This is a genomic window from Streptomyces sp. NPDC003247 (genome assembly GCF_042888135.1).
GTDB lineage: Bacteria > Actinomycetota > Actinomycetes > Streptomycetales > Streptomycetaceae > Streptomyces.
On record NZ_JBIAPF010000007.1, the window covers coordinates 433,341 to 454,829 of the forward strand.

26 protein-coding genes are annotated in these 21,489 nt (G+C 73.7%); 18 read left to right on the forward strand and 8 right to left on the reverse strand.

The window, feature by feature from the left end; translation table 11 throughout:
• The first annotated feature begins 71 nt into the window (after window positions 1-71).
• Genes ACFYWQ_RS25450 through ACFYWQ_RS25460 form a run of 3 tightly spaced genes read left to right on the forward strand, consistent with a single transcriptional unit; the run spans window position 72 to window position 1,911 of the window.
• Window positions 72-947, forward strand: coding sequence for a helix-turn-helix domain-containing protein (locus tag ACFYWQ_RS25450; RefSeq protein WP_389519161.1), 876 nt, complete (start codon window positions 72-74; stop codon window positions 945-947).
• Window positions 944-1,204 (forward strand): DUF397 domain-containing protein, encoded by a 261-nt coding sequence (locus ACFYWQ_RS25455; protein WP_389519162.1) that lies wholly within the window; start codon window positions 944-946, stop codon window positions 1,202-1,204. The genes ACFYWQ_RS25450 and ACFYWQ_RS25455 overlap by 4 nt, the downstream gene beginning before the upstream one ends.
• 41 nt (window positions 1,205-1,245) lie before the next feature.
• Complete coding sequence (locus ACFYWQ_RS25460) at window positions 1,246-1,911, forward strand: YdcF family protein (protein ID WP_389519163.1); 666 nt, start codon at window positions 1,246-1,248, stop codon at window positions 1,909-1,911.
• Window positions 1,912-1,935: 24 nt separating this feature from the next.
• Here ACFYWQ_RS25460 and ACFYWQ_RS25465 read toward each other — a convergent pair whose 3' ends face one another.
• A complete protein-coding gene (locus ACFYWQ_RS25465; RefSeq protein ID WP_389519164.1) occupies window positions 1,936-2,901 on the reverse strand; it encodes a helix-turn-helix transcriptional regulator in 966 nt (321 codons plus the stop codon).
• 63 nt (window positions 2,902-2,964) lie between these two features.
• On the opposite strand from ACFYWQ_RS25465, the gene ACFYWQ_RS25470 reads away from it, so the two are divergent.
• From ACFYWQ_RS25470 to ACFYWQ_RS25485, 4 genes are all read left to right on the forward strand, one after another.
• On the forward strand, window positions 2,965-3,351 hold the full coding sequence (locus tag ACFYWQ_RS25470; protein WP_389519165.1) for a VOC family protein: 387 nt from the start codon (window positions 2,965-2,967) through the stop codon (window positions 3,349-3,351).
• Between the two features lie 2 nt (window positions 3,352-3,353).
• Entirely contained in the window at window positions 3,354-3,680 is a 327-nt protein-coding gene (locus tag ACFYWQ_RS25475; protein WP_389519166.1) for a putative quinol monooxygenase, read from the forward strand.
• Window positions 3,681-3,759: 79 nt separating this feature from the next.
• Window positions 3,760-4,137 carry a hypothetical protein gene (locus tag ACFYWQ_RS25480; protein ID WP_389519167.1) on the forward strand — a complete coding sequence of 126 codons (378 nt, stop codon included), beginning with the start codon at window positions 3,760-3,762 and terminating at the stop codon, window positions 4,135-4,137.
• Between the two features lie 34 nt (window positions 4,138-4,171).
• A complete protein-coding gene (locus tag ACFYWQ_RS25485; protein WP_389519168.1) occupies window positions 4,172-4,546 on the forward strand; it encodes a DUF952 domain-containing protein in 375 nt (124 codons plus the stop codon).
• A gap of 33 nt (window positions 4,547-4,579) precedes the next feature.
• On the opposite strand, the gene ACFYWQ_RS25490 is transcribed toward ACFYWQ_RS25485, so the two are convergent.
• From ACFYWQ_RS25490 to ACFYWQ_RS25500, 3 genes are all read right to left on the reverse strand, one after another.
• Window positions 4,580-4,975, reverse strand: a complete 396-nt coding sequence (locus ACFYWQ_RS25490) for a luciferase family protein (RefSeq protein WP_389519169.1) — start codon at window positions 4,973-4,975, stop codon at window positions 4,580-4,582.
• 114 nt (window positions 4,976-5,089) lie between these two features.
• Window positions 5,090-5,431: an antibiotic biosynthesis monooxygenase family protein gene (locus ACFYWQ_RS25495; protein ID WP_389519170.1), complete on the reverse strand. Its 342-nt coding sequence runs from the start codon at window positions 5,429-5,431 to the stop codon at window positions 5,090-5,092.
• 93 nt (window positions 5,432-5,524) lie between these two features.
• Window positions 5,525-5,959 carry a MarR family winged helix-turn-helix transcriptional regulator gene (locus ACFYWQ_RS25500; RefSeq protein ID WP_389519171.1) on the reverse strand — a complete coding sequence of 145 codons (435 nt, stop codon included), beginning with the start codon at window positions 5,957-5,959 and terminating at the stop codon, window positions 5,525-5,527.
• A gap of 82 nt (window positions 5,960-6,041) precedes the next feature.
• On the opposite strand from ACFYWQ_RS25500, the gene ACFYWQ_RS25505 reads away from it, so the two are divergent.
• Complete coding sequence (locus ACFYWQ_RS25505; RefSeq protein WP_389519172.1) at window positions 6,042-6,683, forward strand: MBL fold metallo-hydrolase; 642 nt, start codon at window positions 6,042-6,044, stop codon at window positions 6,681-6,683.
• A gap of 77 nt (window positions 6,684-6,760) precedes the next feature.
• On the opposite strand, the gene ACFYWQ_RS25510 is transcribed toward ACFYWQ_RS25505, so the two are convergent.
• Window positions 6,761-7,315 (reverse strand): Pycsar system effector family protein, encoded by a 555-nt coding sequence (locus tag ACFYWQ_RS25510; RefSeq protein WP_389519173.1) that lies wholly within the window; start codon window positions 7,313-7,315, stop codon window positions 6,761-6,763.
• Between the two features lie 210 nt (window positions 7,316-7,525).
• Between ACFYWQ_RS25510 and ACFYWQ_RS25515 the strand changes: the two genes are divergently transcribed.
• The 7 genes from ACFYWQ_RS25515 to ACFYWQ_RS25545 all read left to right on the forward strand — a co-directional run bounded on the left by ACFYWQ_RS25515 (window position 7,526) and on the right by ACFYWQ_RS25545 (window position 17,124).
• Window positions 7,526-8,152 (forward strand): Crp/Fnr family transcriptional regulator, encoded by a 627-nt coding sequence (locus ACFYWQ_RS25515; RefSeq protein ID WP_389519174.1) that lies wholly within the window; start codon window positions 7,526-7,528, stop codon window positions 8,150-8,152.
• Window positions 8,153-8,391: 239 nt separating this feature from the next.
• Complete coding sequence (locus tag ACFYWQ_RS25520; RefSeq protein ID WP_389519175.1) at window positions 8,392-9,375, forward strand: hypothetical protein; 984 nt, start codon at window positions 8,392-8,394, stop codon at window positions 9,373-9,375.
• Window positions 9,375-11,552, forward strand: coding sequence for a hypothetical protein (locus ACFYWQ_RS25525; protein WP_389519176.1), 2,178 nt, complete (start codon window positions 9,375-9,377; stop codon window positions 11,550-11,552). Before ACFYWQ_RS25520 ends, ACFYWQ_RS25525 begins: the two co-directional genes overlap by 1 nt.
• Complete coding sequence (locus ACFYWQ_RS25530) at window positions 11,549-12,940, forward strand: hypothetical protein (RefSeq protein ID WP_389519177.1); 1,392 nt, start codon at window positions 11,549-11,551, stop codon at window positions 12,938-12,940. Before ACFYWQ_RS25525 ends, ACFYWQ_RS25530 begins: the two co-directional genes overlap by 4 nt.
• 806 nt (window positions 12,941-13,746) lie before the next feature.
• Complete coding sequence (locus ACFYWQ_RS25535) at window positions 13,747-14,817, forward strand: protein phosphatase 2C domain-containing protein (protein ID WP_389519178.1); 1,071 nt, start codon at window positions 13,747-13,749, stop codon at window positions 14,815-14,817.
• Complete coding sequence (locus tag ACFYWQ_RS25540) at window positions 14,817-16,388, forward strand: hypothetical protein (protein ID WP_389519179.1); 1,572 nt, start codon at window positions 14,817-14,819, stop codon at window positions 16,386-16,388. Before ACFYWQ_RS25535 ends, ACFYWQ_RS25540 begins: the two co-directional genes overlap by 1 nt.
• Before the next feature lie 34 nt (window positions 16,389-16,422).
• A complete protein-coding gene (locus ACFYWQ_RS25545; protein ID WP_389519180.1) occupies window positions 16,423-17,124 on the forward strand; it encodes a VWA domain-containing protein in 702 nt (233 codons plus the stop codon).
• Between the two features lie 37 nt (window positions 17,125-17,161).
• On the opposite strand, the gene ACFYWQ_RS25550 is transcribed toward ACFYWQ_RS25545, so the two are convergent.
• Window positions 17,162-18,637 (reverse strand): SulP family inorganic anion transporter, encoded by a 1,476-nt coding sequence (locus ACFYWQ_RS25550; protein WP_389519410.1) that lies wholly within the window; start codon window positions 18,635-18,637, stop codon window positions 17,162-17,164.
• 403 nt (window positions 18,638-19,040) lie between these two features.
• Between ACFYWQ_RS25550 and ACFYWQ_RS25555 the strand changes: the two genes are divergently transcribed.
• Entirely contained in the window at window positions 19,041-19,493 is a 453-nt protein-coding gene (locus ACFYWQ_RS25555; protein ID WP_389519181.1) for a MerR family transcriptional regulator, read from the forward strand.
• 2 nt (window positions 19,494-19,495) lie between these two features.
• Window positions 19,496-19,891, forward strand: coding sequence for a hypothetical protein (locus tag ACFYWQ_RS25560; RefSeq protein WP_389519182.1), 396 nt, complete (start codon window positions 19,496-19,498; stop codon window positions 19,889-19,891).
• Between the two features lie 94 nt (window positions 19,892-19,985).
• Here the strand turns inward: ACFYWQ_RS25560 and ACFYWQ_RS25565 are convergent, their stop codons facing one another.
• A complete protein-coding gene (locus tag ACFYWQ_RS25565; protein ID WP_389519183.1) occupies window positions 19,986-20,336 on the reverse strand; it encodes a MerR family transcriptional regulator in 351 nt (116 codons plus the stop codon).
• Window positions 20,337-20,654: 318 nt separating this feature from the next.
• On the opposite strand from ACFYWQ_RS25565, the gene ACFYWQ_RS25570 reads away from it, so the two are divergent.
• Window positions 20,655-21,029 (forward strand): hypothetical protein, encoded by a 375-nt coding sequence (locus ACFYWQ_RS25570; RefSeq protein WP_389519184.1) that lies wholly within the window; start codon window positions 20,655-20,657, stop codon window positions 21,027-21,029.
• 91 nt (window positions 21,030-21,120) lie between these two features.
• Here the strand turns inward: ACFYWQ_RS25570 and ACFYWQ_RS25575 are convergent, their stop codons facing one another.
• Window positions 21,121-21,426: an SCO5918 family protein gene (locus ACFYWQ_RS25575; RefSeq protein WP_389519185.1), complete on the reverse strand. Its 306-nt coding sequence runs from the start codon at window positions 21,424-21,426 to the stop codon at window positions 21,121-21,123.
• Window positions 21,427-21,489: the final 63 nt, after the last annotated feature.

Consider the following 21,489-nt stretch of genomic DNA (forward strand, 5'->3'; position numbering starts at 1 on the left):
ACGTAGGGTCACTGTCGGTCGCTTGTCCGGGCGTGTCCGGGCATGTCGGCGGGGCGGAGAGGGGAGACCGGATGCTGGTCGACGGAGAGGCGGCGCGCCTCAAGGGGGAAGCGGACGAGCCGGGGTGGGAGGTCGACCCCGACGACGAGTGGGGCGTCGCGGTCGTCGCGACCGTGGGACGGCAACTGCGGCTCCGCCGTGAGGCGGTGGGCATGCGGGCCACCGAGTTCGCGGCGGCGGTCGGGTACGGCGAGGATCTCGTCTACAAGATCGAGGGCGGCAAGCGGATTCCCCGGCCGGAGTACCTGGACAAGGCGGACGAGGTGCTGGGGGCGGGTGGGCTGCTCTCGGCGATGAAGGTGGATGTGGAGAGGGTCCAGTATCCGAAGAAGGTGCGGGCGCTGGCTCAGTTGGAGGCCAAGGCGGTCGAGATCGGGGTGTACGAGTGCAACAACATCCACGGCTTGCTCCAGACGCCGGAGCACGCGCGTGCGTTGTTCGACGTATGGCAGCCGCCCTACTCTCAAACCGAGTTGGAGCGGGTGCTGGCCGCTCGTATGGGGCGCCAGGCCATCTATGAACGGGACCCATCTCCCTCGATCAGCTTTGTTCAGGAAGAGGGGACGCTGAGGCGTCGCATCGGGGACACAATGGCAAGGCGGCGGCAGTACGAACGACTGCTGGAGGTAGGGCAGATGCGAAACGTCACCTTCCAGGTCATGCCGCTCGACAGCGGTCCCCATCCCGGCCTGAGCGGGAGGATCGAGTTGCTGAAGTTCGAGGACGGTACGGGCGTTGGACGCTCCGACGGCGCGTTCAATGGCCGTCGGCTCACTGATCCCAAGCAGCTCCGCATTCTTGAGCTGCGGTATGGAACCATCCGGGCTCAGGCTCTCCCTCCGAGGGAGTCGTTGGCCCTCGTCGAGCAACTGCTGGGAGAGACATGATCCGCAAGGTCCCCTCACTGGTCTGGTTCAAGAGCAGCTACAGCAGCGGCCCGGACGGCGACTCCTGCGTCGAAGTAGCGCTTGCCTGGTTCAAGAGCAGCTACAGCGACGGCCCGGACGGCGACTCCTGCCTCGAAGTAGCCCCCACCCCCACCACCATCCACATCCGCGACTCCAAGGTCACCGACGGCCCCCGCCTCGCCCTCGCGCCCCGGCCCTGGGCGGACTTCGTCCGGTACGCCGCGGCCCGGACCTGAGGCGCGCTAGGCCTCGGCAACGCTGACCAGGGAGAACACGCGTGAGCGACGATCAGCAGGTCATCACCGAAGGCCAGCGGCGCCCGGCGGAGCTGATCTGGGACTACCACCGGATGCACCACGAGCTGCGGCCCGTCGACGTGGCGATCGGGCTGGGAAGCCACGACCTCGGCGTCGCGGCCCGCTCCGCTGAGCTGTATCGCGCTGGGTTCTTCCCCCATCTGGTGTTCACCGGCGGCACCAGCCGCACCACCGCCAAGGTCTTCCCGCGCGGCGAGGCCGTCCACTTCCGCGAGCACGCCATCGATCTCGGTGTCCCCGCCGCCGCGATCCTGCTGGAGCCCAACGCGGGCAACACCGGACAGAACATCACCTTGTCCCGTGAGGTCCTAGCGGCGGCCGGCATCCACCCGACCAGGGTGCTGCTGGTCTCGAAGCCCTATATGGAGAGGCGGTCGTTCGCGACCGCCCGCAAGCTGTGGCCCGACGTCGAGATCCTCTGTGCTTCGGCGCCGCTTGAGTTCGACGACTACGTGAAGTCCATCGGCGACGAGAAGCTGGTCCTGGACATGCTCGTCGGCGATCTTCAGCGGGTCATCGAGTATCCGAAGCTCGGATTCGCCATCGAGCAGGAGGTCCCGGAGGACGTGCGTGCAGCGTACGAATCCCTCATCTGCGAAGGCTTCACCCGCCGCCTCATCTCCTGAGCTCCCTGCCGCCACAACGTCTCTCTACCGGGGCTGACCGTTCGCGTTCTCCTCGAACAGTTCCCGGGTGCGGTGCAGCAGGGCTTCCCGTACGGCGTCCGGGGTCAGGACCCGCAGGGGTGTGGCCAGGCTGAGGAGGTACCTGGCGAGGCCGTCCGCGTCGGGGCCGCCGATGTCGACGAGCGTGGCGTCGGGGCCATCCGGGCGGTGGGTGCCGACCGTCTGCGGGATCAGTCGCAGCGCCTGGTCCAGGGGAAGCGGGAGGCGGATCGTCACGTGGAGCGGGTAGGCGCCGGTCGCGATGGAGCGGGAGACGAGCGCCGCCGGGTCGGGTGGGTCGAGGAGTTCCACCGGGCGCCCGGTCGGTTCTATCCGGCCGACCCTGTCGGCCCGGAAGGTGCGCCACTCGTCCCGCGTCACGTCCCGCGCGACGAAGTACCAACGGCGTCCCGTGTGCACCAGGCGGTAGGGGTCGACGTCCCGGACCGTGGCCGTCCCCTCCCGGTCGCGGTACGACAGGCGGCAGCGCTCCGCCCGGCGGCACGCGCCGGCCAGGTCCAGCAGCATGCCGGGCGCGATCTGCGGCGCGTCGGGCCGTGTGGTGTGGACGAAGGCGGCGTCCATCTCGCCCAGTCGGTCGGCGATCCGGCCCGGGAGCACCTGACGTAGTTTCAGGAGTGCGGACAGTGCCGCTTGGTCGCCGCCGAGGACGCCGCTGAGCGCGGCCTCGCGCAGCCCGACGGCCACGGCGAGTGCCTCTTCGTCGTCGAGGATCAACGGCGGCACGCGGGATCCGGCACGGAGGCGGTAACCGCCCCATGGCCCGGGGTCGGACTCGACGCCGTAGCCGAGTTCCCGGAGCCTCGCGATGTCCCGCCGCACCGTGCGCTCGGTGACCGCCATCCGGTCGGCCAGCTCGCCGCAGGTCCACGACGGCCGCGCGGACAGCAGGGACACCAGTCGCAGCAGGCGGGCGGATGTGCTGATCACATCGGGAAGTGTCCCGCACGACCAGGACCGAAACTGTCCTGGTCCCGTCATAGCGTCCTCCTCATGAGCACTGGAAGCACGTCCGCACCCGCGATCCGCTACGCGGCCGTCACGTTCGACTGCCCGGACCCCGCCGAACTGGCCCGCTTCTACGGCGAGGCCCTCGGTCTGCCCGTCGCCTACTCCAGCGACGACTTCGTCCTGCTCGGCCGGGAGGGCTCGGCCGGACTGGGGTTCAACCGCCTGGCCGACTACCGGCGCCCCACCTGGCCCGACCCTTCCCAGGAGAAGCAGGCCCACTTCGAACTCGGCGTCGACGACCTGGACTCCGCGCAGGCGCACCTGCTGGCCCTGGGGGCTGTCGAGCCCCCGACCCAGCCCCGGCCCGACCGGTGGAGGGTCCTGCTGGACCCCGCCGGCCACCCGTTCTGCATCACCACCCTGGTCTGAACATGATCGGCAGACTGATGACCATGACCGCGCACCCGGGCAAGGGCGGTGAACTCGCCGCCGTCCTGCTGAGGGTCGCGGACGGGCTGCACGGCTTCCCCGGCTGCGAGATCTACCTGATCAGCCAGGACGCGGCAGACCCGGACACGGTGCACGTCACCGAGGTCTGGCGGGACGAGGCCAGTGCGCAGGCGGCCCTCGCAGCTCCGTCGCGCCCCGACGGCCCCCAGCCCGCGGACGTCCTCGCGCTGCTGTCGTCCCCGCCGCGCCGCACCGACCTCACCGTCCTGGGCGGAGTGGGCCTCCCCGCTTCCGACGGCCGACCCTGACACACGCCCCTTACGGCGAGGGGGCCCGCTCGGCAGTCATTCCTGCGGTCGGGAGGGCGCACGCCCGTAGGGTGGCGGGATGCCCGCCACCACATCCGCCGCCACCACCCCCGCCGCGATCGTCCGCGGTTACGTCGCCGCGCTGCTGGTGAACCTGGCCATCGGCGTACCGACGGTCGTGCTCGTCGTGTGCGCCCGCTGGTACGCCGCCCACGGGCACTGCGACAACGGGGATCTGGCGCGGCGCGACCTGGACGGGTGCACGTACGACCAGATCGAGAACAGCGGGTTCGTGCTGGCCGGGCTGGTCGGATCCGGGGTTCTCGTCGCGGTGCTGGTGCTGGTCTTCGACGTGCTGCGTCCCCGGGCAGGGCAGCACCCGCTCGGGCCGCGCCTGCTGACGCTCCCCGCGGTCCTCCTGCCGTACGGGCTGCTGGCCACGGCGGCGGCCGGATGAGCGGCGTACCGGCAGCGCCTGGTACAACCGAACGATGATCTACCACGTCGTACCGAAGGGCGAGTGGGAGGCGGACCCCGGCGAGCCCTACGCGCCCGCTTCGCTCGCGGCGGACGGCTTCGTCCACTGCTCCCCCGACGAGGAGACGACCCTCGCCGTCGTGAACCTCTTCTACCGCAGTGCGCCCCGGCCGCTGCTGGCCGTGCTCCTCGACGAGGACCGGCTCACCGCGCGCTGCGCGTGGGAGGCGCCGGACCCCGTTCCGCCGCCCGGGGTCGCCGAAGGGGTCCTGTTCCCGCACGTCTTCGGGCCCCTCGACCGGGAGGCGGTCAACCGTGTACTGGAGGTGCGGTGGGACGGGCGGGGCCGGGCGACGGGACTGGTGGACCCGGCGGAGGCGGCGGGCTGACCGCTCAGCACCATGCGGAGCCCTGCCGGTCGGTCAGCGGTCGTCGGGGTCGTCCCGTGGCACCAGCGTCACCCGGTGCAGGTTGCAGGAGCCGGCGGCCGGAACGGCCCCCGGAACGGCGGCCAGGTGTGCCTTGAGCGCCATGCTGACCAGGCTCATCAGCAGGTCGACGTCCGCGTCGCAGTCGAGGTGGACGGTGACCCAGCGGGAGCCCGGCACCACCCGGACCGCCGTCGACGCCCGCAGGTCGTCACGTATGCGCTGGATCGCCGGGACGGTGAGGTGGAGGTCCACGTCGTGCCCGGAGTGGAAGTGGAGTATCTCGCTGTGAACGGAGCGCATCGCCCGCCCTGCCCCGCAACTGGCGTCGACCGCGGTGAGATCGGGCCAGACTTGAAGTCGTTCCAGGGCACGCTCGGCCAGAGTCATGTGCCCATGGTCGCCCGATCACCGCGCCGCAACCAGGGGTTGAGGGAAACGTAACCGGGGCGTGAGGTGGACCGGAGGCCCCGGCTCCGCCTGACGCCCCGGCCCGACCGGGCGTCAGTCCTGCTTCGGCGCCGCCTGCTGGACCACTTCGAAGGACCACAGCGTCGCGTCCGTCGCGGCGGGCTTCGGCCGCTCGCCGCCCTCCGCGGAGCCGGCGCCGGAGCCGCCGCCGTGCGCCGCCTGGGCGCGACCGGACATCCAGTTCTGGAAGTCCTCCTCGCTGCGCCAGCGCGTGTAGACGAGGTAGGTGTCGGTTCCCTCCACCGGCCGCAGCAGCTCGAACCACTCGAAGCCGTCGGAGCCCTCCACCGCGCCGGCCCGGGCGGCGAACCGCTTCTCCAGCGTCTCGCGCTGCTCCGCAGGGACCGTGAGTACGTTGATCTTGACGATGCTCATGGGGCCATTGTCCCGCAGCAGGCCCGGACGGAGCGGTTCCCGTCGGCCGTGGCGGCGTCAGGCGCCGGGCGCTGGGCGTCGGGCGTCGATCCGTCACCTTCCGGTGAGGTGTGCGGTCAGGCGGGACAGCAGGACGACGCAGTCGTGCAGTTGCCCTTGCTCTTCGGGGCTGAAGGTGTCCTGGAGGGCGGTGGCGAGGGCGCGGGAGCGCCGGGCGCGTTCGAGTCGCAGGCGGGCGCGGCCGGTGTCGGTGACGTGCAGCAGCAGCTTGCGGCCATCGCTGGGGTGGAGTTCTGTGCGCACCAGGCCGGCGTTGACGAGTTCCTTGACGGACTTGGCGGCCGACTGGTGCGTCACCCGGCGCCGGTGGGCGAGGTCGGACGTGGTCAACGGGCCGTCCCGGTCGAGGAAGCCGAGGGCGGCCGCCTCCCCGGCGGGCATGGTGTCCACGACCCGCACGGCCCGGACCAGGTCCCCGATCGTCTGCCGCAGCTCCTCGGCCAGCTCGGCCAGTGCCTCTTCGTCCATGCGTCCATCCTAGCCGGAGCCATGAAACATAGTTGTACAGTCTAGTTGTACAGTTTCATCGGTGAGGGAAAGGGAGCCGGTCATGCAGCTCACCAAGTTCGGCCATGCCTGTGTGCGGGTGGAGAAGGACGGTCGCCGACTGGTCATCGATCCCGGTGGCCTGACCGGGCCCGAGGCGCTGGACGGCGCCGACGCGGTCCTGGTCACGCACGAGCACTTCGACCACTTCTCGGAGGAGACGCTGCGCCGGGTGGCCGAGGCCGATCCGCGCCTGCGGATCTGGACCAACTCCTCGGTCGCCGGGCGACTGGACGGCCTCGGCGCCCGGGTCACCGCCGTCGGGGAAGGCGACGCGTTCACCGCGGCCGGCTTCGACGTGACGGTCCACGGCACCTGGCACGCGGTCATCCACCCCGACATCCCGCGCGTCGCCAACGTCGGCTTCCTCGTCGACGACGAGCTCTTCCACCCCGGAGACGCCCTGACCGTCCCCGGCGCGGCCGTCGGCACGCTGCTGCTGCCGGTCCACGCCCCGTGGTCGACCGTCGGCCACCTGATCGACTACGTTCGCGAGGTCGCCCCGCGCGACGCCTACGCCATCCACGACGGCGCCCTCAACGACATCGGCACCGCCATGGTCGGCGGCTTCCTCGGCGACCAGGGCCCCGGGACCGCCGCGCGCTACCACCGCCTGGTCCCGGGCGAGACCGCCCGGATCGGCTGAGGCCCGCCCGCCCGCCCGGATCGGCTGAGGCCCCTCCGCTTCCCGGCGCCGCCGTGTCCGTCAGCCCGCCGTGTCCGTCAGCCCGTCGCGGCCGCGGCCAGGGCCGCCGTCACCAGGCCGGCGGCGGCCAGGGCCAGGGACGCCTGGGTGCAGCGGTGTTTGCGCCAGGCGATCTTCGACATGATGACCAGCTGGCGGCTCAGCACGGGGAGGGGGTCCGTCGTGCGCAGGGTCTGCGCGAGCTCGTCGGGGTCCAGGCCGCGCAGGTCGCCGAAGTAGACGAAGCCCGGTCCGGACGGGGGGACCCCCTCGTTCCCCAGGCGGGGCACGACCGCCAGGACGGCCAGCAGGGCGGCGACCGTCAGCAGCCCCATGCCGGCGGTCGCCAGCACCGGGGCGGACAGGCCGTCCACCCGCGGTGCCCCGCCGGGACCGGAGTGCGACGAGGAACGCAGCACGGCCGTGAGGGCGAGCGCCGCGGATTCGACGGTCAGTGCGAATGCCGCCTTCGTGTCCACCTTTCCCGTCCAGTCGGCGAGCGCCGTGTAAATGCGCCAGGCGGTTTCGACCGTGGACGCCTGTGCGAATATCGGGGGTGCGGTGGTCGGCGAGTTTCCCGAAGAATCAGACACGTGTTCCTCCTTGCGTCCCTGCCGGTATGAACGGCCACTTCCACTTGTATCCCGACCGTGCTCATCGGTCTGCGTCATTCGGCGCACGCCAACTCCCCTATTTCCGTAAGCTGACGTCAACGCGGACAGGGTGGGGGAGGCCTTTTCGTGTCAGAGGAAAGATCTTTTGCGGGCCGTCGTACGGGCCATGAACCCTTCACTCCCGACGAATTGCTCCTCTTCCGCGCGGCCGGCCGGGTCCGGGGCTGGGAACGCGGCGCATCACTGATGCGGGCGGGCGGCCCGCCCGACTGCGTGGTGCTCGTGCTGAGCGGCCTCGCCAAGGTCACCGCCGAGTCCGACAACGGCTACACGAGCGTGCTCGCCCTGCGCGGTCCCGGCGAACTCGTCGGCGAACTCTCCTGTCTCGACGGCACCCGGCGCTCCGCGACCGTCACGGCGCTCGAACCGCTCGAAGGCGTCAAGGTCGGCAGCGACGCGTTCCACCGACTGCTGCGCAGCCACGCCTCGTTGACCCTGGCCGTGCTGCGCAGCGTCGTGGCGCGGCTGCGGGACTCCGACGCCATGCGCACCGAGCAGGGCGCGCGCTCGTCCCGGTCGATGCTCGCCCGGGTCCTCCTGGACACCGCCGTACGGCACGGGGAGCCGGTCGACGATCCGCGCGGCGCGCTCGCGGTCCGCATGAACCAGCAGGAACTCGCGGGCGCCGCGGGCGTCTCCCGCGAGTCGGTGGTGCGCTCGCTGCGCGCCATGCAGGAGGCCGGGCTGGTCACCACCAGCCGCGGCCGGACGTGCGTCCTGGACCTCGCCGAAGTCCGGCGCTGGGCCGAGGAATGACCCGCGGCCGCGCGTGACCTCGGGGGTCGGCCGTAACCGCCGTAACCGCCGTGGCCGCAGTGACCGCTGTGACATGCGTGATGGCCGTGACGCGGCACGCCATTCGGTGATCCGGTGCTGTGCGTCATCTGACGCTGTGCGCGGACCGGGCCCCGGATATGCATGACGAGGGCACCGTGGGCCGCCGGTCACGGGGGTGGTGGTCCACGGTGTCGCATCTCTCGTAAGAAGGACGGATCATGAAACCGAAGGCTCAGGTCTACTCCATAGTCGTCGTCGACATCGAGAAATTCGGCCGACGCGCCAATCCGGTCCAACTCTGGCTCAGGGAACGCCTGTACGACATCGTCCGGAAGGCGTTCTCGGAATCGGGGATCGACGCCGAGAACGGACCGGAACCGTCCGACCGCGGAGACGGATTCTTCTGGCTGCTGTCCGGAGTCGACCGCACCCAACTCACCGGGCGGTTCGTCGACGTGCTCGACCAGAAACTGCGCGCGCACGCCCGGACGAGCAACGAACAGGGCGCACTGCGGCTGCGCGTGGCCCTCCACCAAGGCGATGTGACCGACGACGGGCCCGGCTGGGTCGGCGAGGAACTGAACACCGCCTGCCGCCTCGTGGACATCGACCCGCTGCGCACGGCGCTGGAGTCCGGGCCGCGGGCCGGACTCGCGCTCGCCGTCTCCGGCGAGTGGCACCGGCAGGTCGTCCGCCACGACGACGCCTCCGTGGCGGGCGACACCTTCCGGTGCGTCCCCTTCGACGCCAAGGAGATCCGGGGCGCGCACGCCTGGATCAGGGTCCCCGGCTACGACGCCCCGCCCGGCATCTCGGGAGCCCGTACCGCGCCCGACACCCCGCCGCCCCACGGACCGGCACCGGGCGCCGCGCCCGCCGGAGGCGCGAGCGGGGGCCCGGCCACCGGTGACGGCGGCCGGACCGCGGCAGCCGACGGCGGGTCGACGGCAGCCGGTGGCGGGTCGACGGCAGCCGGTGGCGGGTCCACCGGAGCCGGTGGCGCGGGCGCGCGCGGCGAGGGCCGGCGCGGGGACGGCGCGGCCCCGGCCGGCCAGGGGCCCTTCGCGGGGGCCCGCTTCGACCGGGTGAACCAGGTCTTCGGCGGCGACCAGATCGTCCACGGAGGACAGACGTTCTCGTGGGGTGACGGCCCGGACGAACCCGCCGCGCGTGACGGCGAGGACGGGAACGGGGGTGCCTGATGGCGGACGCCGCACCCCCCGAAGGCCCGAAGCCCGAACCGACACCCTCCCCGCCCGGCACCCCCGACCCGCCGCAGGGCCTGCGCGAGGGCCTCGCGGCGCTGCGCGGCACCCGCGGAGCCGCCGGGGAGCGGCTCGACGCGGAACGCGACGCCGTCAACGGACTGCGCGTCTCGGCGGCCCAGGTCTTCGGCGGCGACAACTACGTCTTCCAGCTCGGCGGCACCGCCGCCGGCCCCCGCTCCTACCGGCTGACCGCCGAGAACCTGGACGAGACCCGCGAGGCGTTCGCCCCGCCGGACGGCTTCGACACGGTCGTCCACGAGGTGACGGCCCGTGCCGTCACCGTCCTGCGGGGAGCGGCCGGCACCGGCAAGGAGGCCCTGGCGCGGGCCGTGCTCCAGCGGGCCGGGCACCGCGTCCTGCACCTGCTCGAACCCACGACCGACCTCGCCCTCCTCGACGACAAGGCCCTCATCCCCGGCGTCGGCTACATCCTGCCCGACCTCCCGCAGCGGGGCGCGGACCTGCTGACCGCGTTCGAACTGCACCGGCTCGACGCCCTGCTGCGGCGCGCGGACTGCCGGCTCGTCCTCACCGCCCAGGCCGCCGTGCAGATCACCGACCCGCGCGTACGGCCCGCCGTGACCGACGCGCCCGGCGCCCCGGACCTGTCCGCGATCGTCGCCCGGCAACTGGGCTGGCGGCTGGGCGCGGCCGCCGCCGCCCGCGCCCGCCGCGTCCTCGCCCGCCCCGACGTCACCCGGCTGCTGCGCGAGCAGCTCGGCGGCGGCGCGGACGCCGGCACGGCGGCCGACCTGGGCCGCGACCTGGCCGAGGCCGCGGCGGCGGGCGGCGACGACGAGATCGTCGCCCGGGTCCGCGCCCGCAAGGACCTCCACGACGAACGCGCGGTCGCCCACTGGCTGCACGACATGGCGGACCTCGCCGAACAGTGCCTCGCCATCGGCATCGCCGTGTTCGGCGGCGAGGCCTACGAGACGGTGGCCACCCTCTCGCGCGACCTGGAGGAACGGCTCCAGGTCGAGGAGAGCCCCGACAACCCCGTACGCCCCCGGGGGACCAAGCTCACCGGGACCCGCACCGCCCGGCTGGCCGCCGTCCGCGCCGCGCTGGTGGACTCCGAGGTCGCGACCCGGCACGGCGGCGCCCGCGGCAAGGTCGTCCGCTTCCAGGACCCCGGTACCGCCCGGCGGGTCCTCGACCACGTGTGGAGCGAGTACGACGAGATACGCGAGGCACTGCCCGGCTGGCTGCGCGACGCGGCGGCCCGCGGCCTGCCCACCGTCGGCGTACGCGCCGCGGTCGGCGCCGGGACCCTCGCCCGGCACAGCTTCGAGACCGTACGCGCCCGCATCCTGCGGCCCTGGGCGGCCGACAAGGACGCCGAGCTGCGCGACGCCGCGGCCATCGCGCTCGGCGTCGCCGCCCGGGAGTCGGGCCACGCGCTCGCCGCGTACAACCTGGTCATGGCGTGGAGCGCGGACGACCGCTCCCCGGAGCTGCGGGCCACCGCCGCCCGCGCCTGGCGCGTGGTCTTCGAACAGGACGGCGACGAGATGGCCTGGGGCTGGCTGCACCAGCTGGCCGGCACCCAGCACGTGGCCGTGATCGAGGCCCTGTGCCGCAGCCTCACCGAGTACATGGCCCTCGACGGCGGCCGGTACCGCTCCGACGCCCTCGACCTGCTCGACCAGTGGGCGGTCACCGGCCTGCACGACCCGCAGCGCCGGATCTTCGGCGAACTGGCCTTCCTCTACGCCGCGGCCGACCTGGTCGGCCCCCCGCCCCCGCCCCCCGCCGGCCGGTCCGCGCCGCCCGGGGCGCCGGTCTGGCCGGCGCTGCTCACCGCCACCGCGCACGACCCGGTGCAGCGGGCGGACATCGCCGCCCTGTGGCGCCAGACGGTCAACTCGGCGCTCACGTACGGCATGGCGCACGACGTCCTCACCGACTGGGCCCGCCTGGTCGACCACGACCCGCGCGGGCGCGAGGCGCTCGCGGTCCTGCTGGCCGGCGTCGCCGCCGACCGGCGCACCCGGGTGATCCTCCGGCACCTGGCCGACGGCTGGGTCCGCGGCACCGCGGGACGCACCGCGCCCCGTTCCGGCCACCGTCTACTCGCCCGTCTCGACGCAGGGAGCGGCACACCGTGACACCACAGGATGCAGCACAGCAACCCCTCTTCACCGGCCCGCTCCCCGTGAGCATGGGGGACCGGGGCGGCCCGGTCCGCCCGGGGCAGGCCCTCCTGTTCAGCAACGAGGAGGGCGATCTCACCGAACTGCCGCGCAAACCCACGGCGTTCGGCTCCCTGCGCTACCGCTACCGGTACGAGGTGGACCTCTCGGACCACACGGTGAGCTGGTCGGAGCCGTTGCAGAGCGGCACCGGCGGATTCGACTTCCAGGCCGCGTTCGAGGCCCGCTGGAAGGTCTCCGGCCCGGCGGAGGTCGTCCGCCGCGGGATCCGGTCCGTGCGCGACGGACAGGAGGCGGTGTGCGTGGCCGTGCGGGACCTGCTCTGGCCGCACGCCACGCGGTACGGGATCGAGCGGATGGAGGAGTTCGCCGGGTTCGTGCGCGGCTCGCTGTGCAGCCGGCAGCACCGGCTGGCGACCGGCCTCACCGTGGACTCCCTGACCGTGCGGATCTACCTCGACGAGGCCGCGGCCGGGCAGCTGCGGGCGCTCAAGCAGCGCGAGTTCGACAAGCAGCTCGCCGTCGCCGGGCACGACGTGGCGATGACCGAGCACAGCCTCGACCAGCGGCTCCAGACCAAGCGCCGGGAAGCGCTGCTCGCGGCGGCCCGCGGCGAGGGCGGCCTGCTGGTCGAGCTCATCGCCCAGGACCCGTCGAAGCTCCACGAGATCATGCGGGAGCTGGGCCAGCGGCACGACGTGGCGGTGGAGCAGAAGGGCCGGATGCTGCGGGACCTCGTCGAGGCGGGCCACATCCAGCCAGCCGAGGCCCAGCAGATGTGGTACGAGATGTACAGCCCGGCACCGCTGTTCGGCGGCGGCCCCACCGCGCTCCCGGCCACCGGACCGGGCGGTCCGCCCGCGCAGCTGACGCAGGGGCCCGGTGCGCTGCCGGCGGGCGCGGCCTCCGCCGGGCCCGGGGGTGGCACGACGGGCGGTGCGCCTGGTGGCGTGACGGCCGGTACGCCTGGTGGCGTGACGGTCGGCGGGGCGGGTGGTGTGACAGGTGGTGTGACGGTCGGCGGGGCGGCAGGCCCGGCCGTGGTGGCCGGCACGGTGGTTCCCGCGGCGGGCACCCAGGAACCGCCCAAGCCCCGGCGACGCGCGGGATCACCGGTGTCTCCGGCCGCCGCCGGTCCCGCCGCGCCCGTCCCTCCCACCCCGCCCAACCCGTCGGCCCCGGCCAACCCGTCGGCCCCGTTGGCCCCGTCGGCCCCGGCGGTCCCTCCCGCGTCCCGGAATCCGGACGCTTCGGGGGACGGCTCGGCCAACGTGGTCGGCGAGACCCGGGTCGGCCCGCGGGGCGGTCGCGGTGGGCGGCGCACGCCGGGGGCCGGATCGTGAGGCCGGGCCAGGGCCAGCACCGGGCCACCGACGCACCGCGCACGGCCGGGGACCCCTCCGGCGCCGCCGGAGAGGGCAGGCCGTCCCGCGGGGTCCGGCCGGCCCGCCGTACCCGGCTGACCCTCACGTTGATCGTGGCGGGAACCGCACTGCTGGCGGGAGGAAGTGCCTTGTTCGGTTGGAAGGGGCTGGGCCTCACCGCGACGGGCGTCGCCGTGGCCGCCGTCGCGGGGGTGCTCCGCCAGGCGCTGCGGAACGACCCGGCGGGCGGCGACCCGGCGGGCCGTGACCCTGCGGGCCGCGACTCGGCGGGCGGCCCGCAGGAAGGGCCCGGCAACGGCTACGTCCGCCGTGAGTTCGGGCTGTACGGCAGCGCCGCCGCACGACCCGAGGGCGACCGGGAGGCGCGAGCGGGGTCCGGGTCCTCGGGGTCCGGGCCCTCCGGGTACGGACCGGAGGGCGACGGTCGCGAACCGCGTGCGGGAGCGGGCCAGGGTGCTGGTGCCGGTGCCGGTGCCGGTGCCGGTGCCGGAGCCGGAGCCGGAGCCGGAGTGTCATCCCGGCGTGGGAGCGACCGTGGGGCGCGTCCTCCGGCGGGGCGCGCCGCGCGGCCCCCGGTCTCCGGGGCACCGTCCGCGGGGGCGGAGGATTTCCACTCGGCGACCCCGGCGACCCCGGCGATCCCCGCGATGCCGGGCTTCTCACCCTCCTCACCCCCCTCATCCTCCTCACCTCCCTCCCCCTCCGGGGCCGACACCGGACGCCCGTCCGGCGGCACGGCCGTCCCCGCCCGACCCGTCTCCCCGATGACGAGCGACGGGCTCCCCGGACCGAACGGCCACCCGGCCGCCCCCGGGCCCAACGGGTACGGGGAGCTGCCGGAGGGCGCCGGAACCACCGGCCACGCCTCCGCACGGCCGGTGGCCGGGATCACCGAGGCCGTCGGCGGACCGGCGCCCGCCCCGGACGGCGCCGCCCCGGCCCGGCGGGCGCGGGACACCGGGCTCGCGTTCCCGGTGCCGGACGACGAGGGGCCGCCCGTGCTCGTCCGCGGTTCGCGCGCCTCCCGGGAGCCGTGGCGGCTGCCCGCCGAGCCGGGGCCGCACGGGCTGGCGGCGGACGAGGCCGCGCTGGGCGGGCTGACCGTCCGCGCCGCCTCGGTCGTCGGCCCCGGGCACCGGGCGCACGGCCGGCCCCGGCAGGACGCGTACCGGATCGGCCGGGACCGCGCGGGCGAGCACCTGGTGATCGCCGTGGCGGACGGCATGTCGGACAGCGCCCACTCCGACGTCGGCGCGCAGGTGGCCGTGTCGGCGCTGGTGAACACCGTCCGGACGGCCCTCGACGCGGGGACCCCGCTGGAGCGGCTGGACCACTGCGCCGCCTTCCTCAGCGCCGCCGGACAGATGATCGCGGTGGCGGAGCAACGCGGCTGGGACCCGGACACGGTGCGGGCCGTCGCGGTCGTCGCCGTCGTGCCGGCCCGGCCGCACGTCAACGGCCGGCGCCGGGTGTGGCTGGCCGCGATCGCCGACGTCAGCGCGTGGCGGCTGAACGGCGACGACTGGGAGCGTCTGATCGGCGAGGAGAAGCACGGCTTCGACGCGTCGGCCGTCGCCCGGTACCTGCCGCACGACCCGCGCGGCGCCGACCACGGCATCGTGGAACTGCCGCCCGCCAGCGTGCTGGCGGTGACGACGGACGGGGTCGCCGACGCGTTCGCCACCGGACCCCAGGCCCGCCGGTGGTTCGCCGAACGGTGGGCCCGGCCGCCGGCCGTGGGCACCTTCCTCAACCAGGTCGGCTTCGACCAGGTCCAGATGCACGACGACCGGACCGCCGTCGTGGTCTGGTGCGACGACGAGGAGCACCGCTGATGGGCACCTGGTCCGACAGCCCGTTCCCGTCCCGCGAGGAGCTGTCCGGCGCCCCGCAGGGCACGGTGATCAGCCGGGACAACGGCGAGTCCCGGCTGGTGTACGAGATCGAGGGCCGCCCCGGCTGGCTCGCCAAGCTCTACAAGCGCCCCGCGGACGCCGTACGCGCCTCCGACCTCCAGCGCCTGGTCTACCTGCCGACCGGCATGTCCCAGACGGACCAGGACCTGGTGGACCGGTGCCTGTCCTGGCCCACCACCCGCCTCTACGACGGCTCCGACCTCGTCGGCGTGGTGATGGCGAAGGCGCCCGACGGTTTCTACGCGCCCCTCAAGGCGCTGTCGGGCTGGAAGGACCCGGCACCGCTGCCGGTGGACTGGCTGATGCAGGACGCCGACAAGTGCGCCCAGGTCGGGCTGCGCCCGCCGGACCGGGACACACGGCTGCGCGCGGTGGAGGAACTGCTGGCGGTCGGCGACCTGTTCGCCCGGCACGACGTCGTGTACGGGGACTGGTCGTACCGCAACGCGCTGTGGAACCAGCACACGGGCGAGGTCTTCGTCATAGACATGGACTCCTGCGGGATCGGCTCCCGGGAGTGGGTGGAGTCGCCCGGCTGGGCCGACCCGCTGTTCCCCGACCGGTCACGGCGGCCGACGGTGGCCAGCGACAGCTACAAGCTGGCCGTGCTGACGGTGCGCTGCCTCACCGCCCAGCGCCAGGACCCGCTCGACGCGCTCCGCGCCGTGGAGACGTCGAAGGCGGACGCCTCGCTGACCGGCCTGCTGCGGCGGACGCTCACCGCGGCACGGCCGGAGGACCGGCCGGAGTGCGCGGAACTCCTCGAAGCGGTCCGGCGGATACGCGGTACGACGGCGCCGGGGGGAACGGCCACCGGGTCGGCGTCCGCTGCGTCCGCGGCGGGCGCGGACAACGTCACCACCTGGGTCAAGGTCGGCCCCAAGGCCGGCGCCACCCGTACCCCGCGGGCCGCCTCCGGCGCGGCGGGGACGAACGGCACCACGGCGCCGAACACCGGCGCGGCGTCGAACGTGACGGGATCGGTGAACCTGCGCGGCCGCTCGGCGACCCGCCCACCGGCCCCCGCCCCGGCGCCCTCGCCCTCGCCCCCTTCCCCTTCCCCTTCCCCTTCCCCTTCCCCTTCCCCTTCCCCGTCCTCGACCGGCGGAGGACCGGCCCGGCCTGGTTCCGGTTCCGGTTCCGGGTCCAGGTCCGGGGCTGCGGCGAACGGCACGTCCCGGCCCACCACACCCCGCTCGACCAAGGCAACCCCCCGGTCCACCTCCGGCCGGTCCACCTCCGGCCGGTCCACCTCCGGCCGGTCCACCTCCACCTCCACCTCCACCTCCGGCTCCGGCCGGGCCGCCGCCCGACGCGCGGCGGCGGCGCCCGGCCGGAGCGGCACCGCCCCGGCCGCCCGCACCGCCCCGGCCGCCCGCACCGCCCCGGCCGCCCCGGCCCGTCCCCGGCGGTACGCCGTCTCCGCGGTGCTGCTCTGCGCGCTGATCGTCGCACTCTGCGTCGCCCGCTTCGTCCTGGGCTGGATCTGACACACCCGTGCACAGAAGGAAAGAAGAAGAGAACATGACCGACTACACCGAGGCATCGGCGGGTTACAGCGCCTTCAAGACCAAGGGCCTGCCGGCCTACCTGGTCCTGGACACCTCCACGTCGATGAAACCGTACGAGCAGCTCCTCAACGAGACGCTGCTGAAGATCTACGACACCCTCTACACCAGCCCTCAGCTGTCGGAGTTCATCCACCTGTCGGTGATCTCGTTCAACACGATGCCGCACGTGGTGACGTCGATGACCGACATCGAGGCGCTGGAGACCCTGCCCACGGTCAGCTGCGGCGGATGGACCAACGTGGGGCCGATGTGCGAGCTGCTGAGGGCCCGGATCACCGAGGACGTCAGCGCCCTGGCCGGGGACGGCGTCCAGGTCCTGCGGCCCGTCGTGTTCCTGCTGACCGACGGACTGCCCACCGACAAGCCGTCCGGCGCGTGGAAGCACGACCTGGACGCGCTCCAGGACCGCTCCTGGAAGCCCCGGCCGCACATCATCACGTACGGCTTCGGCGACGCCAGCGAGTCGGTGCTCAGCACGATCGCGACCGCCGCCGCGTACATCGCGGAGGACCCCGGCGGCGACAACGGCGAGGCCCTCTCGCAGGCCATGGGCAGCCTGCTGAACTCGCTGGTGGCGTCGGCCCGGGCGCAGAGCCTCCAGGTGCCGGAGGAGGTGGAGGGCTACCGCACGCTGCCGACCGACTACGTCAGCTGAGCCCGGACGGGCACCGCCCCCGCGGTGCCCCCGCCGGTCAGCCGCCGCCCGTGAGTTCGCCGCTGAGCGTCCGGTGGAGGCGGGCGCTGTGCTCGTTCAGGCCGATGATCTCGACGGTCCTGCCGCGCTGGGCGTACTTGGTCTCGACGGCGTCGAGCGCGGCGACGGAGGAGGCGTCCCAGATGTGCGCGGCGGACAGGTCGATGACGACCCGGCCGGGGCCGTCGGCGTAGTCGAACCGGCCGACGAGGTCGTTGGACGAGGCGAAGAACAGCTCGCCGGTGACCCGGTGCACGACGGTGGTGCCGTCGGGGTCGGTGACGGTGGTGACCTCGGCCAGGTGGGCGACGCGCCGGGCGAAGACGACCAGGGCGGTCAGGGAGCCGACGACGACGCCGACGGCGAGGTTGTGGGTGGCGACCACGCACACGACGGTCACCACCATGACGGTGATCTCCCCGGCCGGCATCCGCTTCAGCGTCCTCGGCGCGACGGAGTGCCAGTCGAAGGTGGCCACCGACACCATGACCATGACGGCGACGAGCGCGGCCATGGGGATGTCGGAGACGACCGGCCCGAGCACGATGCACAGCACCATCAGGAACGCGCCCGCCAGGAACGTCGACAGCCGGGTACGGGCCCCGGAGACCCGTACGTTGATCATCGTCTGGCCGATCATCGCGCAGCCGCCCATGCCGCCGAAGAAGCCGGTGACGATGTTGGCGATGCCCTGTCCGACGGACTCCCGGGTCTTGGACGAGCGGGTGTCGGTGATGTCGTCGACCAGCTTGGCCGTCATCAGCGACTCCATCAGGCCGACCAGCGCCATGGCGAGCGCGTACGGCGCCACCGTCGTGAGCGTGTCCAGGGTGAACGGCACGTCCGGCAGGCCCGGCGTCGGCAGCGAGGACGGCAGGGCGCCCTTGTCGCCCACGGTCGGCACCGCGATCCCGGCCCCGACCGTGACGACGGTCAGGATCACGATGGACACCAGGGGCGCCGGGACCACCGTGGTGACCTTCGGGAAGAACACCATCAGCGCCAGCCCGGCCGCGATCAGCGGATAGACGGGCCACGGGACGCCCGTCATCTCCGGGACCTGCGCCATGAAGACGAGGACGGCCAGCGAGTTGACGAAGCCGACCATCACCGAGCGCGGCACGAACCGCAGCAGCTTCGCCACGCCGAGCGCGCCGAGGACGATCTGGAGGACGCCCGCGAGGATCACCGCCGCGACCAGGTGGCCGAAGCCGTGCTCGCGGTTCAGCGGGGCGATGACCAGGGCGACGGCACCGGTGGCGGCCGAGATCATGGCGGGCCGGCCGCCGACGACCGCCAGGGTCACGGCCATCGTGAACGAGGCGGACAGCCCGACCGCCGGATCGACCCCGGCGATGATCGAGAAGGAGATCGCCTCGGGGATCAGCGCGAGGCCGACCACGAGCCCGGCCAGCACCTCGGTGCGCAGCACCTTCGGGTCGGACAGCCAGGCCGGACGGCGGACGCCGCGCATCCGGGCGGCCGGGGACAGCGGGGAGGAGGACAAGAGGAACGGAACCTGTCGTGCTCGGGCCGCCGTGGCATCACGGCGGGCGCGCGGGAAGGAGGGCACGGCACGGCCGGACGCCGGGGCGCCCGGGTGCCCGCCGAGAGGGGGCGAAGGGTCACGGCGGGCAGGCGGCGGCGCGGGGCACCAGGGGCACGCGCACGCTCTCTCCCGCGGACATCGGTCTTCGCCGGGGGCTTCGTCGGCCCCGACACGGCTGACGGCGACGGGACGGACGTCCCGCGCCTGGGGCACGGGCGGTGGTCGCCGACCCGGCACCCCGGCAACCCTACCCTGACGTTAGGGTAGGGATCGGGTCCGGCGGCCGCGCCGGCCGCCGCAGCGGCGAGAGACCAGGAAGGCCCCCCGCGTGAGCAGCGCGCACATGCAGATCGGCGAGGTCGCCGCTCGGACCGAGCTGTCCCTGCGCACCATCCGGCACTACGAGGAGACCGGCCTCGTCATCCCCTCCGCCCGTTCCCAGGGCGGCTTCCGCCTCTACACCGAGGCCGACGTGGCCCGTCTGATGGTCGTCCGCCGGATGAAGCCGCTCGGCTTCACCCTCGACGAGATGCGCGCCCTGCTCGCGGCCACCGACCGGCTCGACACGGGCGAGGGACTGCCGCCCGAGGAGCGCGAGGCACTTGTGGAGCGCGTGCGCGGCTTCGAGCGGGCCGCCCGGCGCCGGGTCGAGGATCTGCGCACCCAGCTCTCCCGGGCGGAGGACTTCGCCGCCACACTGGCTGAGCGCCTCACCGCGCGGGGCGCCGACGGGCCGCGAACCTCTCCCCACCCGGCGGTGAGAGGCGGGAAGGAGCAGTGAACATGATCGAGTGGGCGCCGTTCGGAGTCGGAGCCAGGCCCGTTCCCCATCCCGTCGCCACGCCCGTGGTGTGGTCCGCGGCCGTCGGCGGAGCGCTGCTGCTGGTGGGGCTCGTCAACGCCTTCGTCGGCCAGGACCGGCCCGGCCTCGCCCTGGCGGCGCTGTCCGTGCTGGCCGCCCTGCTGGGCGTCTGCGCGCGCTTCACCGCGGCCCCCGGTACGGCCGTCCTGTGCTGGCTGTTCCTCAACGCCTTCGGCATACCGCCCACGGGCACGCTCGACTGGGTCGGCCACCGGGACACCTTCTGGCTCGGCTGTCTGCTCGCCGCCGCCCTCACCGGCACCCTCGCCGGCCGGCTGATGCACGCCCGCGCCGCCTACCGCCGCGTCGGCGGGTGAGGCGGCGACCCGGCGACAGGCGGCCACAGGCGGTAGGCGCCACGGCGCCACGGCGGCAGGCGGTGTGCGGCGGGCGCCGCGGGGCCGAGCCGGCTCAGCCGGGCCGGAGGCCGGGGTTGCCCCGCGCCGCGTCCGCCGCACGGCGGTACTCGGCGTTGATCCGCTGGGCTTCCTCCAGCTGGTCCTCGAGGATGACGATGCGGCAGGCCGCCTCGATCGGGGTGCCCTGGTCGACGAGTTCGCGGGCGCGGGCGGCGATCCGCAGCTGGTAGCGGGAGTAGCGGCGGTGCCCGCCCTCGGAGCGCAGCGGGGTGATCAGCCGGGCGTCGCCGAGGGCGCGCAGAAAGCCAGGCGTGGTGCCGAGCATCTCGGCGGCCCGGCCGATCGTGTACGCGGCGTAGTCGTCGTCGTCCAGTCGATCGTGGAGCGGATTGCCTGCTGTCATGTCACCTCGATGTGCAACGCGTCGAGGGGCCCCGTGCCGTACGGCACCGGGCCCCGGGACGAATTCAACACCATGGGCCGATTCTGCCGCTGTGCCGGTCCCGGGTGCCGGGCCCGGTGCCGGTCCCCTCGCGCGCCCCGGCCGCGGGAGCCCCCGGCCCTCCGCCGGGCCTTCTCCCGAACCCGTCGGCCCTCCGGCGGATCTTCTCCCGGCGCCGTCGGCCCTCCGCCGGATCTTCTCCCGATCCCGTCGGCCGTTCTCCGGAGGCCGTTCCCGGTGCGGGGCGGGCGCGACCGGTCCCTGAATAGAATCGCTTGCATGCCGAACGCTGATGAGTTGCTCGTCTCCATCGCCGCCGTGGTGGAGTCGGAGCCGAGCAATCAGATGTCGCTGACCGTGGTGGCCGGCGGTGCCGTCATCACCGGGCGGCTGGCCCCCGAGGCCATGTGGCGGGAGCGGGTGGCGGAGGTCCTGCGCTCCTCGGACCGGCTGGGCCCGTTCTCGGGTGTGTTCACCGGCCATCGCGAGGAGGGGCGGCCCGACCGCGAGGAGGCGCCCACGCACCTGCACTTCCACCTCGCGCGGATCCTCCAGGGCAGCCTCGGGATCCCTGAGACGGGCGGGATGTACCGGGTCGCGATCCGTGACGTCAGCGCCTGGACCGTGGGCGACCTCAGCTACTTCGAGCAGTGAGCCGGTGCCCGTGTGCCGCGAGGGTCCCGCCGAGCACGTCGGCGGGACCCTCGCGGTGTCACGGTGTGCGGCGGCTACACCCGCACGTCCCTCACAGGTCCGAGGGCGAGGTGCCGCCGAGCAGCTGCCACGCGGCCGGAACCGGGTCGGGCGCGGGCACGGGCTCGGGGGCGTGGCAGGTGAACCCCAGGCGGGTCATGGCCCGGGTGACCTCGTGGCCGGTGAAGTCGCGGCGGTCCTGACGGGTGATGACCTCGCCCACCTGCTTGACGGGGTAGCGGCGGCGGCCGATGGTCACGGACTCGCCCGTGACGGGCTCGGGCTTGACGCCCTTCATCGAGGCGAGGACTCCCTCCCGGGTCAGTTCGAAGGGGTACTGGGCGATGACACAGCGCATGGTGCCTCACAGGGAGAGGGAGGGTGGACGGGCCGGCCGGAAGAAGGACTCGGCCGCGGTCCC